This window comes from Enterococcus florum, assembly GCF_004309355.1.
GTDB classification, from domain to species: Bacteria; Bacillota; Bacilli; order Lactobacillales; family Enterococcaceae; genus Enterococcus_A; species Enterococcus_A florum.
The window spans coordinates 19,900-35,362 of the sequence record NZ_BJCC01000016.1 but is presented as its reverse complement, the minus strand read 5'-3'; the positions used below and the strand labels follow the sequence as shown (position 1 = coordinate 35,362).

The 15,463-nt window shown below is 44.4% G+C and carries 14 protein-coding genes; 2 read left to right on the top strand and 12 right to left on the bottom strand.

The genetic code is table 11. The annotated features are described in order from the left end of the window. Positions 1-298 precede the first annotated feature (298 nt). The 4 genes from tuf to rpsL all read right to left on the bottom strand — a co-directional run bounded on the left by tuf (position 299) and on the right by rpsL (position 4,750). Positions 299-1,486: an elongation factor Tu gene (gene tuf / locus NRIC_RS10800; RefSeq protein WP_146622726.1), complete on the bottom strand. Its 1,188-nt coding sequence runs from the start codon at positions 1,484-1,486 to the stop codon at positions 299-301. 162 nt (positions 1,487-1,648) lie between these two features. Beyond that, positions 1,649-3,736, bottom strand: coding sequence for an elongation factor G (gene fusA, locus NRIC_RS10795; protein ID WP_146622725.1), 2,088 nt, complete (start codon positions 3,734-3,736; stop codon positions 1,649-1,651). An 80-nt stretch (positions 3,737-3,816) separates the two neighbouring features. Then, the gene (rpsG, locus tag NRIC_RS10790) at positions 3,817-4,287 is read right to left on the bottom strand and encodes a 30S ribosomal protein S7 (protein ID WP_146622724.1); all 471 of its coding nucleotides are present in this window, start codon (positions 4,285-4,287) and stop codon (positions 3,817-3,819) included. Between the two features lie 49 nt (positions 4,288-4,336). Next, positions 4,337-4,750 (bottom strand): 30S ribosomal protein S12, encoded by a 414-nt coding sequence (rpsL, locus tag NRIC_RS10785; protein ID WP_146622723.1) that lies wholly within the window; start codon positions 4,748-4,750, stop codon positions 4,337-4,339. A 308-nt stretch (positions 4,751-5,058) separates the two neighbouring features. Here rpsL and rpiA point away from each other — a divergent pair, with 308 nt between their 5' ends. After that, entirely contained in the window at positions 5,059-5,736 is a 678-nt protein-coding gene (rpiA, locus tag NRIC_RS10780) for a ribose-5-phosphate isomerase RpiA (protein WP_146622722.1), read from the top strand. A gap of 117 nt (positions 5,737-5,853) precedes the next feature. Further along, positions 5,854-6,540 (top strand): 2,3-diphosphoglycerate-dependent phosphoglycerate mutase, encoded by a 687-nt coding sequence (gene gpmA, locus NRIC_RS10775; protein WP_146622721.1) that lies wholly within the window; start codon positions 5,854-5,856, stop codon positions 6,538-6,540. A gap of 133 nt (positions 6,541-6,673) precedes the next feature. On the opposite strand, the gene NRIC_RS10770 is transcribed toward gpmA, so the two are convergent. The 8 genes from NRIC_RS10770 to NRIC_RS10735 form a co-directional block, all read right to left on the bottom strand. Then, complete coding sequence (locus tag NRIC_RS10770) at positions 6,674-7,861, bottom strand: iron-containing alcohol dehydrogenase (protein WP_146622720.1); 1,188 nt, start codon at positions 7,859-7,861, stop codon at positions 6,674-6,676. A gap of 83 nt (positions 7,862-7,944) precedes the next feature. Further along, positions 7,945-8,691, bottom strand: a complete 747-nt coding sequence (locus NRIC_RS10765; protein WP_146622719.1) for an alpha/beta fold hydrolase — start codon at positions 8,689-8,691, stop codon at positions 7,945-7,947. 126 nt (positions 8,692-8,817) lie between these two features. After that, the gene (deoD, locus tag NRIC_RS10760; RefSeq protein ID WP_146622718.1) at positions 8,818-9,522 is read right to left on the bottom strand and encodes a purine-nucleoside phosphorylase; all 705 of its coding nucleotides are present in this window, start codon (positions 9,520-9,522) and stop codon (positions 8,818-8,820) included. A gap of 33 nt (positions 9,523-9,555) precedes the next feature. Beyond that, positions 9,556-10,374: a purine-nucleoside phosphorylase gene (locus tag NRIC_RS10755; protein ID WP_146622717.1), complete on the bottom strand. Its 819-nt coding sequence runs from the start codon at positions 10,372-10,374 to the stop codon at positions 9,556-9,558. Between the two features lie 22 nt (positions 10,375-10,396). Next, a complete protein-coding gene (gene deoB, locus NRIC_RS10750) occupies positions 10,397-11,569 on the bottom strand; it encodes a phosphopentomutase (RefSeq protein WP_146622716.1) in 1,173 nt (390 codons plus the stop codon). Positions 11,570-11,848: 279 nt separating this feature from the next. Beyond that, a complete protein-coding gene (locus tag NRIC_RS10745; RefSeq protein ID WP_146622715.1) occupies positions 11,849-12,802 on the bottom strand; it encodes an ABC transporter permease in 954 nt (317 codons plus the stop codon). Continuing rightward, entirely contained in the window at positions 12,802-13,929 is a 1,128-nt protein-coding gene (locus NRIC_RS10740; RefSeq protein ID WP_146622714.1) for an ABC transporter permease, read from the bottom strand. Before NRIC_RS10740 ends, NRIC_RS10745 begins: the two co-directional genes overlap by 1 nt. Then, a complete protein-coding gene (locus tag NRIC_RS10735) occupies positions 13,922-15,457 on the bottom strand; it encodes an ABC transporter ATP-binding protein (protein WP_373862076.1) in 1,536 nt (511 codons plus the stop codon). Before NRIC_RS10735 ends, NRIC_RS10740 begins: the two co-directional genes overlap by 8 nt. Positions 15,458-15,463 lie beyond the last annotated feature (6 nt).

Below are 15,463 nucleotides of genomic sequence, written 5' to 3'. Positions count from 1 at the left end.
GGATTCTAGAAAGAACCCCCCAGTGCCTCTGCACTCCTGCAAACAGCACCTTTATGATTATATTACAGAAAGACAGGCATTGCAAGGATTTTCTAGCTGAAATTCGCTTTATTTCTGACGTTTTCAGAAAAAATTTTGATTTTCCTTTTTGACGTTCATTTCATCGTTTCTAATTGTGGGCTTTATATATAGAAGGAAACTGTTCTGATCCGCTCATTTCCTCAATAAAATCAAAAAAAGAGCCGCTAAAAGCGACTCTTACGTCCGAGCATGTGTATAAAAAGTGTGTTCATTCAAATTAAGCGTTGATTGTTGAAACGACACCGGCACCAACTGTACGTCCGCCTTCACGGATTGAGAATTTAGTACCGTTTTCGATAGCGATTGGGTGGATTAATTCCACTTCCATAGCTACGTTATCGCCAGGCATAACCATTTCAGTTCCTTCTGGCAATTCAACTACACCCGTTACGTCAGTTGTACGGAAGTAGAACTGAGGACGGTAGTTCGTGAAGAATGGCGTATGACGTCCACCTTCTTCTTTAGACAATACGTAAACTTCAGCAGAGAATTTTGTATGTGGAGTAATTGTGCCTGGTTTAGACAATACTTGTCCACGTTGGATATCTTCACGTGCAACACCACGCAGCAATGCGCCGATGTTGTCGCCTGCTTCAGCGTAATCTAATAATTTACGGAACATTTCAACACCAGTAACGGTTGTTTTAGAAGTTTCTTCGTCAATACCAACGATTTCAACTTCGTCACCAACGCGTACTTGTCCACGTTCAACACGTCCAGTTGCAACTGTACCACGACCAGTGATAGAGAATACGTCTTCGACTGGCATCATGAATGGTTTGTCAGTGTCACGTTCTGGAGTAGGGATGTATTCATCAACAGAAGCCATCAATTCTAAGATTTTTTCTTCGTATGAAGCATCGCCTTCTAAAGCTTTCAAAGCAGAACCAGCAATAACAGGAGTGTCATCACCTGGGAAGTCGTATTCAGTCAATAGATCACGAACTTCCATTTCTACTAATTCCAATAATTCTTCGTCGTCAACCATGTCAACTTTGTTTAAGAAAACAACGATGTATGGCACGCCTACTTGGCGAGACAACAGGATGTGTTCACGAGTTTGAGGCATAGGGCCATCAGCAGCAGATACTACTAAGATAGCTCCGTCCATTTGAGCCGCACCAGTAATCATGTTTTTAACGTAGTCCGCGTGTCCTGGGCAGTCAACGTGTGCATAGTGACGTGCGTCAGTTTCGTACTCAACGTGTGCAGTGTTGATTGTGATTCCGCGTTCGCGTTCTTCTGGAGCACCATCGATTTGTGCGTAATCCATAGCGGTCGCGCCGCCTTTTTTAGCAAGTACAGTTGTAATTGCTGCTGTTAAAGTAGTTTTACCATGGTCAACGTGTCCGATAGTACCAATGTTAACATGGGGTTTTGAACGGTCAAATTTTTCTTTAGCCATTTAAAATGTTCCTCCTAAATGAGATTTGTTTTTTATTCTGATAGGTCCGCACCGCGTACCGCGATGCGAGCCCATATCATCAGTTAGTAATTTTACATGAATTTAGTTCAAAAATACAGGTTTTTTCGACGAAACCAGTCAAATCACTTGACATTTTAAGAATTATTCAGCTTTACCGCCGTTTTTCTTAATGATTTCTTCTTGAACTGCTTTTGGAACTGCTTCATAGTGGTCAAACGTCATAGTGAAGACACCACGACCTTGAGTTGCTGAACGTAGCGTGGTTGCATAACCAAACATTTCAGCCAATGGAACCATCGCACGAACGACTTGCAAGCCGCCTGAACGAGCGTCCATCCCTTCAACACGACCGCGGCGCGCAGTCACGTGGCCCATAATATCACCTAAGTAATCTTCTGGGATAACAACTTCGATTGCCATGATCGGCTCAAGGATTGCTGGATCAGCTTTTTTAGCAGCCGCACGCAATGCCATTGAAGCAGCAACACGGAAGGCTGTTTCATTGGAATCGACATCATGGTAAGAACCATCGTAAAGTTTTGCTTTCACATCAACCATTGGATAGCCGGCTAATACACCGTTTGCCATTGAGTCTTCCAATCCTTTTTCAACTGCTGGGATGTATTCACGAGGAACGACCCCACCAACGATTGCATTTTCAAACTCAAAGCCAGCGCCCTCTTCGTTTGGTTCGAATTCGATCCATACGTGACCGTATTGACCTTTACCACCAGACTGACGGACGAACTTCCCTTCTGCTTGTGTGCTTTGGCGGAAGGTTTCACGGTAAGATACTTGAGGAGCACCTACGTTTGCTTCCACTTTAAATTCACGACGCATACGGTCAACGATGATATCCAAGTGAAGCTCTCCCATACCAGCGATGATCGTCTCGCCTGTTTCGACGTTTGTTTCAGCGCGGAAGGTAGGATCTTCTTCAGATAGCTTTTGCAAAGCCACACCCATTTTATCTTGGTCTGCTTTTGATTTAGGCTCAATAGCGACTTGGATAACGGGTTCAGGGAATTCCATTGATTCAAGGATGACTGGTGCTTTTTCATCACACAGAGTATCCCCAGTCGTTGTATCTTTCAAACCAACTGCAGCAGCGATATCTCCAGCGTAAACTTCAGAGATTTCAGAACGTGAGTTAGCGTGCATTTGCAGAATACGTCCTACACGTTCACGTTTGCCTTTAGTTGCATTTTGTACGTATGAACCAGATTGTAAAATACCTGAGTACACACGGAAGAATGTTAGACGACCTACGAATGGGTCAGTCATTACTTTAAATGCTAATGCAGAGAAAGGAGCTGAGTCGTCAGCTGGACGAGCTTCTTCTTCATCTGTTTTAGGATTGATTCCTTTAATCGCTTCAATATCTAATGGTGAAGGCAAGTAGTCAAGAACGGCATCCAATAACAATTGAACCCCTTTGTTCTTAAATGCTGAACCGCAAAGTACTGGATAGAACTCAACATTTACTGTTGCTTGGCGGATACCCGCTTTTAGTTCTTCTTCCGTAATTTCTTCGCCTTCTAGATATTTCATAGTTAGATCTTCATCAGTTTCAGCAACAGCTTCTACTAATTTTTCACGCCATTCTTCAGCAAGCTCTAAATAGTCTGCAGGAATGTCGGTTTCTTCGATTTCTGTGCCCAAGTCATTTGTGTAGATTTCAGCTTTCATCTTCACAAGGTCAATGATACCAGTGAAATCATCTTCCGCTCCAATTGGTAATTGGATTGGATGTGCATTTGCGTTCAAACGGTCATGCAAAGTCTCTACAGAGTATAAGAAATTTGCACCGATTTTATCCATTTTGTTAGCAAATACGATACGTGGTACACCGTAAGTGGTTGCTTGACGCCATACCGTTTCAGTTTGAGGTTCAACCCCAGACTGAGCATCCAGTACAGTAACCGCACCATCTAATACACGTAATGAACGTTCAACTTCAACTGTGAAGTCCACGTGTCCAGGAGTGTCGATGATATTGATACGATGACCCTTCCATGCAGCGGTAGTCGCAGCGGAAGTGATCGTGATCCCACGTTCTTGCTCCTGTTCCATCCAGTCCATCTGTGAAGCTCCTTCGTGAGTCTCACCAATTTTATGGATTTTACCAGTGTAATACAAGATACGTTCAGTCGCAGTCGTTTTACCAGCATCGATGTGGGCCATGATTCCGATATTACGAGTATTGTCTAGAGAAAATTCTCTTGGCATTTCTTCTGTTACTCCTCTCTCAATTAAATTTTAACGTTCGATTATCTTTCTGCTGACAGTTGTCAAATGCAGAGAGGATTTTACCAACGATAATGTGCAAATGCACGGTTGGCTTCCGCCATTTTGTGAGTGTCTTCGCGTTTTTTAACAGAAGCTCCAGTGTTGTTTGCAGCATCCATCAATTCTTTTGCTAAGCGCTCTTCCATTGTATGTTCGCCGCGGTTGCGAGCGAAGTTGACTACCCAACGCAAACCAAGAGTCGTACGACGTTCTGGACGTACTTCAACTGGTACTTGGTAGTTCGATCCACCCACACGACGAGCTTTAACTTCTAGTACAGGCATAATGTTTTCCATTGCTTGTTCGAAAACTTCCAACGGATCATTTCCTGTAGATTCTTTGATTGTATCAAATGCGTTGTATACGATATTTGAAGCAATACCACGTTTGCCGTCAACCATCACACGGTTGATCAAACGAGTTACTAGCTTAGAGTTATACATAGGATCTGGTAAAACATCACGTTTTGTAGCAGCACCCTTACGAGTCATGCGTAACTCCTCCTTCCGAAAATATGTTTAGTTGAATCGTTCGATTGTTTTAAGCTTTAGGTTTTTTAGTACCGTATTTAGAACGGCTTTGTTTACGATCGTTTACACCAGCAGTATCCAATGCGCCACGAACGATGTGGTAACGTACCCCTGGTAAATCTTTTACACGTCCACCACGCAATAGAACAACACTGTGTTCTTGCAGGTTGTGGCCGATACCTGGAATATAAGCAGTTACCTCGATCAAGTTAGACAAACGAACACGGGCATATTTACGTAATGCAGAGTTAGGTTTCTTAGGTGTCATAGTACCCACACGTGTACAAACTCCACGTTTTTGTGGTGAGTTTACGTTTGTTTGAGCTTTTTTAAAGCTGTTGTATCCTTTATTCAATGCAGGTGAATCAGATTTTTCCACCTTTGATTTACGAGGTTTACGTACTAATTGATTAATTGTAGGCATTCCTTGTTTCCTCCTTCCTCGATTCGCTTTCTAGAACCACACATCCAGGTGGTTCTTTTTCGGCGATAAAAAATAATGCATCGTATGCATCCTTTATCAAGCGTACCTTGACACAGTCAGCACGTCTCTATCGAGAGACCTGTTCACAAAGCACCTCAGATAGCATATCATGATTGGATATAGCTGTCAACACACAGAAAAACTTTTTTTAGAGGTCTTTTTGGTCATTTTTACTCAAAAGAACTATCTTTTTTTAGTAGCAGCGTTTACAATGAGGTTAACTAATATCAGAAGGTGGGATTTTTTCAATGAATCTGAAGGAACTAGTCGGTATCGAGGTAGCGAAATACGTGAAAGATGGGATGATCGTTGGATTGGGTACGGGATCAACAGCTTATTTTATGGTCAAAGAACTAGGCCGCCGAGTAAAAGAAGAAGGTCTTCAAATCACTGGGGTTGTTACTTCGTCAGCTACAGAAAAACAAGCAACAGAATTAGGCATTCCTTTGAAAGCAATCGACGATGTGGAATACGTAGACTTGACGATCGATGGTGCGGATGAGATCTCGAATGATTTCCAAGGCATCAAAGGCGGCGGGGCAGCATTATTGTTTGAAAAAGTCGTTGCTACGTATTCGAAAGATTGCATCTGGATCGTTGACGAAAGCAAGATGGTCGATAAATTGGGGAATTTCCCGCTTCCTGTCGAGGTCGTTCCTTATGGCAGCCATAACCTGTTTCGTCTTTTTGAAGAAAAAGGCTATCATCCAAAATGGCGTAAAAAAGCAGATGGCGAGCTGTTGACAACAGACGGTGGCCACTACATCATCGATTTGGCGTTGGAGGTCATCGAAGATCCTCGTGCTTTAGCCACTGAGTTGGACAACTATGTCGGAGTGGTCGAACATGGATTGTTCATCGATATGATCTCGCGCGTGATCGTCGGTACATCCGAAGGACCTAAGGAAATTGAGGTTCCAAAATAGCAGTGATTTGCGAAATTCCTTCATTAATAAGGAAAAACAATGGAAAAAACTAGAAAAAAATTGTACAATGTTACAGGTAATTGAAAATTTCAGAAATATACTAAAGGAGAGAATCATATGCCAAAATTAGTTTTTTCTCGTCACGGACTCAGCGAATGGAACAAATTGAACCAATTCACTGGTTGGGCAGATGTTGATTTAGCGCCAGAAGGTGTTGAAGAAGCAAAAGAGGGCGGCCGCAAGATCAAAGAAGCCGGTATCGAATTCGATGTTGCTTACACTTCTGTATTGACACGTGCGATCAAAACTTGTAACTACATCTTAGAAGAATCTGACCAGCTTTGGGTACCTACTGTTAAATCATGGCGCTTAAACGAACGTCACTACGGCAAATTACAAGGCCTTAACAAAAAAGAAACAGCTGAAAAATATGGCGACGAACAAGTTCATATCTGGCGTCGTTCATACGATGTATTGCCTCCACTAATGGAAGCAACTGACGAAGGCTCTGCAGCACAAGAACGTCGTTATGCTATGTTGGATCCTCGCGATATCCCTGGCGGCGAAAACTTAAAGGTGACGTTAGAACGTGCATTGCCTTTCTGGCAGGATGAAATTGCTCCCGCGTTGAAAGACGACAAAACAGTCTTGGTTGCTGCACACGGCAACTCATTGCGCGCGTTGGCAAAACACATCGAAGGTATTTCTGATGAAGATATCATGGACTTAGAAATCCCAACAGGTCAACCCCTTGTGTATGAATTAAACGATGACCTGACAGTAGCGAAAAAATACTACTTATAAGATAAGATTTATCTATTAGCGATCTGCGTTTTGGCAGGTCGCTTTTTTGTTGTTGGACTTCACTAAAGGAAACAGAAAATCGGAGCAAGGATGCTTTTCCCTGCTCCGATCACTATTTCCGAATAAAATGAACTCAAACAAAACTGCTTTCAGTCAAACACGCTTCTAAGATTTCCTTGACGTCTTCAACATCCATAGGCACATAGGCCATCGTCTTAATCTTGTTGTGTTCTACCGCCTGTTTCGCCATAATATCAAATTTCTCTTCATTGATCCCGACCTCTGGCAAGGTCATTGGAATTCCACAGTCTTTGAAATAGTCATACGTCTTTTGAATTCCAATTCGAGCAGCCAACATTGGCACCCGTTCTTCAACATTCCAAACATTCCATGCAAACTGGGCGAATGTATCCACCGTCTCGTCGCTTAACGCATAGTCCATCCAACGCGGTGTCAAAATCGCCAGCCCTACGCCATGAGTGATGTCATAAAAAGCACTCAATTCGTGTTCGATCGGATGACAAGACCATGAGCCGGTTTTTCCGTTGCCCGTTAAGCCATTCAATGCCAAGCTGCTGGCCCACATCAAATTTGCTCGAGCCTCATAGTTTTGCGGTTCCTTCAATGCGATCGGACAATTTTTGATCACTGTGCGCATCAATCCTTCCGACACAGCATCCTGTACATCGGTTCCTTCTGTCCGCTTGAAGTAGTTTTCGATCAAATGACTAAAAATGTCTGCAGATCCAGCCGCCGTTTGATACGCATTAACAGAATACGTATTTTGCGGATCTAAAAAAGAGACCTTTGGCAGCATCGAAGGACTGCCGACTCCGAGTTTTTGATTGGTAGATAAATTTGAAATCACTGCTCCGCTGTTCATTTCCGTCCCTGTTGCTGCCAATGTCAAAATCGTTACTAATGGCAATGCAGGGCCCTTGAATGTTCGGCGCTGCAGGACAAGATCCCATGCATCACCCTCATAAAGGGTTGCTGCAGCCACTACTTTGGCACAATCAATCGTAGAACCGCCGCCGACAGCTAATAGTACATCAATATTTTCATCCCGACAGATTTCAACGCCCCTGCGCACCGTCTCTACTCGTGGATTTGGTTCAACACCTGAAAGCTCGAAAACCTGGTTGTTGTTTGCTTTCAGTCGAGCCATCACTTGGTCGTAGAGCCCCATTTTTTTAATGCTGCCGCCGCCGTAAACCAACAGTACCCTTTTGCCGAAGGACTCCAGTACTTCAGGCAGTTCGTCCAGCCGATCCTTCCCAAAGCGAATATCTGTAGACACATGAAATGTAAAGTTTTCCATTCTTCCCTCTCCTGTCTCTTTTTTCTTGTTCCCGTATACGTACCTATCATAATCTAAAAAAATCAAAAACAAAAGAATTCAAGTTAGCTTTTTTCAATCAATTGCTCTGCAAAAAATGCAGCGACTTGATCCATTGTAGCACCGCGAACCAAATGGCGTTCCTCTTCCTTGATCATCAAAATATTCTCCAAGGAATGTTCTTCCACGAACTCAGCAGCCTGCTCAAAAGGGATCTTTTCATCTCTTGTTCCATGCCAGAACAATAACGGTCGATCCGCCAATTGCTCAATATGCAGCGACAAGTCATACTCCTCCAACCAAGACGTCAATACCTCGTAATCCTTTGGTAGATAAAAACCAGCTTCTTGCACATGCTTTCGAATACGATCACGATAACGCACAGGCGAAGGAGTTCCCATTACGCAAGCTGCAGCGGCGATTTCCGGATGCGCAGTCATCAGCATGCAAGTGGTGATACCACCCATCGAGACCCCGCCGACCCCGATCTTTTCCGTCAGCAATCCTAGTTTCCGAAAAAATTCCAGCAAATAACCAAACTCGAACAAATTACTGTAGATACTGTTCCAAAAGGTCAAAGAAGGGATATCTGACAACGTTGTCTTGCGTTCTCCATGGTTGGCTGCATCCGGCAGCAGTACCCGAAACCCCTGCTGCGCCAGTTTCCGGCCTTGTGTCAAAACCAGCTCTTTCGTCGTTTGCCAACCATGATAATAAATGATCAATGGCAGGGGATCATAGATTTTTTCTTGATCAACGACTTCTAACAATGGAATATTTCCGACCAAACGCTTGCGTATCTCTACCTTCATTGCTGCTTCCTCCTTACCTGTACCTAATTGTCTTGATTTTACCATTAGTGCTTCGTCTCATGCTAATGCTTGCCACAAAAAAACTGCGCCTCGACAAAAATCATCGAGGCGCAGTATCATCAGGAATTAAGCGATGACAGTCTCCAAGCCGACATACATCATATCCTTGAACGTATTTTGACGTTCTTCGGCAGTCGTTTCCTCGCCAGTGATCATATGGTCGCTGACAGTCATGATCGCCAAGGCTTGAACATTGAATTTTGCACCTAAATAGTACAAAATCGCCGCTTCCATTTCGACTCCTAATACACCATATTCAGCAAGTCGAAAGGTTGGATCAAGGTCATCTTTATAAAACGTATCTTCTGAAAGCACGTTTCCCACGTGGGTCGTGAACTCTTTTTCCTTCGCCACAGTATAGGCCTTTTGCAGCAACTCGAAGTCAGCGATCGGCGGGAAATGAAACCCTGGAAAATGTTTCGCTACCATAGAAGAACTAGTCACTGCAGATTGAGCGATCACAAGATCTCGGACATGCACATCTTTAGACAATGCTCCACAGGTACCTACACGAACCAGTTTTTTCACCCCGTAGGATTGAATCAGCTCTTGCGCATAAATACCTGCAGACGGCATCCCCATCCCAGTACCTTGAACAGAGACTCGTTCACCTTTGTAGGTACCAGTGTACCCTAGCATCCCGCGAACATTATTATAGCAAACGGCATCTTCCAAAAAATTCTCTGCGATAAATTTTGCTCGCAATGGGTCGCCTGGCAACAAAATCTTATCTGCTACTTCTCCTGCTTTTGCTTCGATATGAACACTCATTTTTTCTCCTCCTGATGATTGGTTTTAATTGAATTAAAGCACAGCCAACGTTTCTTTGATCAATGTCTTAAAGTCTTCTTTGACTCGTTCAGTCGTTTCGACAACCTCTTCATGATTCAGATTCGCCTGCATCCCAGCAGCTAAGTTGGTGATACAAGAGATTCCCAATACGTTCATTCCATTGTGTACAGCGACAATGACTTCAGGAACTGTCGACATCCCCACCGCATCAGCACCTAAGGTACGAGCCATCCGAATTTCTGCTGGTGTTTCATATGTCGGTCCGGTGAAGCCCATGTACACACCCTCTTTAAGGTCTAGTTCAAGCTTTTTGGCCACTTCACGAGCCTTTTCTTGATAAGCACCATCATAAGCCGCACTCATATCTGGGAAGCGCGGTCCCATGTTTTCATCATTTGGTCCGATCAGCGGGTTGGTTCCCATGAAATTGATATGGTCCTGAATCAGCATCAAATTGCCCGGTGTGAAGTCTAGATTGACACCACCTGCTGCATTCGTCACCACGACAGAATGAATGCCTAACGCCGCCATCACTCGCACAGGGTAGGTCACTGTTTCCATCGGATTTCCTTCATAATAATGGAAACGTCCTTGCATCGCTAACACTTTACGTCCACTCAAGCTACCGTAAACCAGCTGCCCCGCGTGGCCTACGACGGTTGAAACCGGAAAATGCGGGATGTCATTGTAAGAAATCACAACAGGCTCTTGAATTTCTTCAGCCAGTTCACCTAATCCTGATCCTAATATCAGGCCAAACTCAACATCAGTGACCCCTTTTCCTTGGATAAATTCTGCGGTTTGCTGGATTTTTTCTTGTAATTCGATCATTGTGTCCTCCTTGATTTCGCTTTTATTTCAACAGCTTTAAGAAGCTTTCGCCATTTTCAGTTGCAGGAACCTCAAAGTTTTCGGCAATAGTCGCTGCAATGTCCGAGTAATAGCCCTGCGGCAATTTGCCCTGGTCCTTCATCTTTTTACTATACACCAACAATGGCACATATTCACGGGTATGATCGGTTCCGGTAAAGGTTGGATCGTTGCCGTGATCCGCTGTGATCATTAACAAGTCCTCTTCATCCATTGCATCTAAAATTTCAGGGATGCGCAGATCAAAATCCTCGATCGCATGCGCATAGCCGACAACATCCCGACGGTGTCCATACAATGCATCGAAATCAACCAAATTGGTAAAGCTTAAGCCGATGAAATCCTTTTTCATCACTTCTAATAATTTATCGACGCCATCCATGTTGCTCTTCGTCCGAACCGATTCAGTGATGCCTTGTCCGTTGAAAATGTCATTAATTTTACCAACAGCGATCACGTCTTTGCCATTTTCCTTCAATGCATCCAAAACCGTTTTGCCAAATGGATTCAGCGCATAGTCGTGGCGATTGCTCGTGCGGGTAAAATCACCTGGTTCGCCTAGATAAGGACGCGCAATGATTCGCCCGATCATGTAAGGATCATCCTTTGTGATTTCACGTGTGTATTCACAAATACGGTACAGTTCTTCCAGTGGGATGACTTCTTCGTGAGCTGCGATTTGCAGCACGGGATCCGCAGACGTGTAAATGATCAAATCGCCCGTCTTCATTTGTTCCTCTCCAAAATCAGCGATCACTTCTGTACCACTGTAGGGTTTATTGGCTCCACGAATGATGCCGCGTCCTGAAAAATCAGAAATCTTTTGCAGCAATTCTTCAGGAAAGCCCTCTGGGAATACCCGGAACGGTGTTTGAATATTCAATCCGGCGATTTCCCAATGCCCAGTCATCGTATCTTTTCCTACTGAGATTTCTTCCAGCTTCGTCGCATACCCTTGATGGTCCGTTACATCCTTTACACCTTCGAGCGGACGAATCGTTCCCAATCCAAGTTGTTCCAAATGGGGAATATGCAGCCCAGCCTCTTTTGCAATATGACCTAACGTATCAGACCCTAGATCATTGAACTGATCCGCATCAGGGGCTTCACCAATACCGACTGAATCCATTACGACTAAATGTACACGTTTGAACATTTCTATTCCTTCTTTCTGATTGATTTACTTATTTATGTTGAAATCCATAATACGCTTTTTTTGTATCCCGATACTTTAATGAGCACGATAGAGCGGATACATTTATGCAAGCGAACTACTCTTAGGATACCTCTTTGACACCCGATCCTGCGAGCGATTCGCTTGTTATCAGCTGCCATCCTTATCGGCTGACCACTCCTGTGGAAAGCTGATCTGACAAAAAATGGGCGCGGCTAAGAAACATTGTCCCATAGCCCCACCCTTTGATACAAAAAGCTTTTATTTTGATTTGATATAGTTGACACCATCTGCTTTTGGTGCTGCAGATTTTCCTAAGAATACAACTAAAACTAAGATCGTTAACACATATGGTGCTGCTTGCAGGTACACATCCGGGATCGATGAGATGACTGGCAGATTTGAACCAGCAATACTCAAGTTTTGGGCAAATCCGAAGAAGATCGCCGCACCCATCGCACCTAGCGGATTCCATTTTCCGAAGATCATTGCGGCCATGGAGATAAATCCTTGTCCAGCAATCGTGGTGGCTGCAAAGCGTCCAGCGATCGATTGTGCAAAGACCGCTCCGCCCATGCCGCCAAGAAATCCAGAGATCAACACACCTGAATACCGCAACGCATAAACATTAATCCCCAATGTATCTGCTGCCAGTGGATTCTCACCGACTGAACGCAGACGCAGGCCAAATCTTGTCTTGAAGATAACGAACCAAGAAATCACGGCCACTAAGATCGCAAAGTAAGCGGGTAAGCTTGTACTGCTGAAAAATAAATCGCCAATGATAGGAATCTCGCTCAAACCAGGAAAGTTAAAGTAGCCGAATTGACGTTGGATCGTATCGGTCTGTCCTTTTCCGTAGATGACCTTGATCAAAAAGATCGTCAACGAAGGCGCCAACAGATTCATCACTGTCCCGCTGATGATGTGATCCGCTCGCAGATGGACGGTAGCTACCGCGTGGATCAAGGAATACGCGACACCGACTAATCCACCGACCAGAACACCCAGCCACGGAGTCCATGCACCAAATTGATCTGCAAAGCTTAAGTTGAAAACGACTGAACTAAACGCACCCAATACCATGATTCCTTCAAGACCTACATTTACAATACCGCCTCGTTCAGAAAACACACCGCCGAGAGCCGTCAAGATCAAAGGCGCGGAATACACAAGTGTCTGTGTGATTAATGAACTAAGTAATTGCATATTCATCACAATTCGCCTCCTTCTTGACTTTCTTCATTGGTTTTACTTGTTTCCTCTACAACCGCGACTTGTTTTTTATTGCCTGAAATTTTTGCCAAAACTAACCGTACTGCATAATTGATTGCTACGAAGAAGATGATCAACGGAATCACACTGTTGGCCAATTCACTTGGAATTCCAGCAAATTGCATGCCTTGTCCGCCTAATTTCAGGACACTGAAGAGCAATGCTGATAACAAAATACCGATCGAGCTGCCGTTTCCAAGCAGGGAAACCGCCATTCCGTCAAATCCAATACTCAACGAGGTTCCTTGAACGAAGAAGTTGTTAAAGGTACCAATTCCTTGGACCACTCCGCCTAATCCGGCTAATAAACCGGAAATGATCATCGAAATAATGATCGTCCGCTTGCTGCTCATCCCTGCATATTCAGAAGCAAAAGGATTCAGCCCTACGGAACGAATCTCAAAACCTAGCGTCGTCCGTTTCATCAAGAACCACACAACAACTAAGAAGATCACTGCTAAGAAAATCCCCAAGTTGATCCGTGATCCGCCGAAGAGCTGTGTCAGCCATGGGGTCCGAAGAGTGCCGTTCATCCCCACCAGTTTTGTGACCCCTTTATTAGAGATGATTTCTTCTGACATCACATTGTTGACAATATGGTTTCCGACATACAACAAAACATAGTTCATCATGATCGTTACGATAACTTCACTTGTTCCAAAGTAAGCTCGTAGAACTCCGGGGATCGCTGCAGCAGCTGCCCCAGCTAATGCACCTGCAATAATTGCTAAGGTCACCACAACGATTTTAGGCGAATCCGGCATGCTCAATGCCACCCAAATACTTGCTACCCAGCCGCATAATGCTTGGCCTGAAAGCCCGATATTGAAAAATCCTGCCGAATTCGCGACGGAAAATCCTAAGGCTGTAAAGATCAAGGGGGCTGCACCAACTAAAATTTCTCCCATTGACATAGTGCTGCGGAATGCCGAACTGAACATGGCATTGTATCCCTCGGCTGGGTTGAATCCGAAGATCAGCATCAGGATTGCACCTAGAGCAAATCCTAGGACAACTGAGATCAACGGAACCAGGATGTTTCTGATTCTTTCTGCGCGATCATTCATTTGTCTCACCCGCCTTTTGTAATTCTGCTCGTGACTCTTCTAACGTGTAGCCGGCCATCAATAGCCCCAGCTCATTTTCAGAAGTTTCTTTTGGATCCACAATCCCAGTGATCTCACCCGCATGGATAACGGCGATACGATCAGAGACATTTAAAATTTCATCCAGTTCAAAGCTAACTAATAAAACGCCTTTGTTCTTGTCTCGCTGCTCAACCAGTCGTTTGTGGATATACTCGATCGCTCCAACGTCCAGTCCACGTGTCGGCTGCGACACGATCAATAGATCCGGATCGCGATCCATTTCTCTGGCGATGATCGCTTTTTGCTGATTCCCTCCGGATAATGAACCGGCGGGTGCTTTTTCGCTGGTCGTCCGTACATCGTACTCCTCAATTAAGCGATTGGCATAAGTATCGATCTCCCCGTGATTCAAGATGCCTGAACGGCTGAATGGCGGATGATAGTATGATTGCAATGCAATATTCTCAGATAACGCTAATTCCAAAATAAGCCCATATTTGTGACGGTCTTCTGGAACGTGACCAACTCCAGATTCAGTGATCTGACGTGGTTTTTTCCCAGTAATGTCTTTGCCGTTCAGTGTCACAGTGCCGCTTTCTATTTTTCGCAGACCAGTCAGTGCTTGAATCAGTTCCGATTGTCCATTGCCGTCAATCCCGGCAATCCCGACCACTTCACCTCGACGAACGTCTAAACTAAGCTTTTTAACCGCTTCAAGGCCGCGACTTTCTTTCACAACTAGATCCTTAATCGATAACACCGTTTCACCTGGTACCGCTGCTTTTTTGTCTGTTTTAAAAGAGACTGAACGTCCTACCATCATATCTGCCAGCTGCTGCGAACTAACTTCCTTCACATCAACTGTACCGATATACCTGCCTCGGCGAATAACGGAACAACGATCGGCCACCTTTTTGATCTCATCCAATTTGTGAGTGATCAAAATGATCGATTTGCCTTCACTAACCAAGCCATTCATGATCTCAATCAATTCATCGATTTCCTGCGGTGTCAATACGGCTGTCGGTTCATCAAAAATCAGTACATTGGCCCCACGGTACAACGTCTTCAAGATTTCTACCCGCTGCTGCATCCCAACTGAAATGTCGCGCACATAGGCATCCGGATCCACCTGCAAGCCATATTCCTTCGACAAACGTTCGATCTCTGCTCGTGCCTGTTTCTTGTCCAGCGTCACGCCGCTGGTCGGCTCGCTGCCTAAAATAATGTTCTCTGTAACGGTAAACGCATCAACTAACATGAAATGCTGATGGACCATCCCGATCCCTAAATGATTGGCTTTGGTAGGATCTGAGATCTCTACTTTTTGCCCATCCATCAAAATCTCACCTGAAGTTGGCTGTAAAAGCCCCGACAATACATTCATTAGTGTCGACTTTCCGGCACCATTTTCACCTAAAAGCGCATGGATCTCGCCTTTGCGGATCTGAAGATTGATATTGTCATTGGCTTTAAATGTGCCAAATTGCTTGGTGATATTGCGCATCTCAAT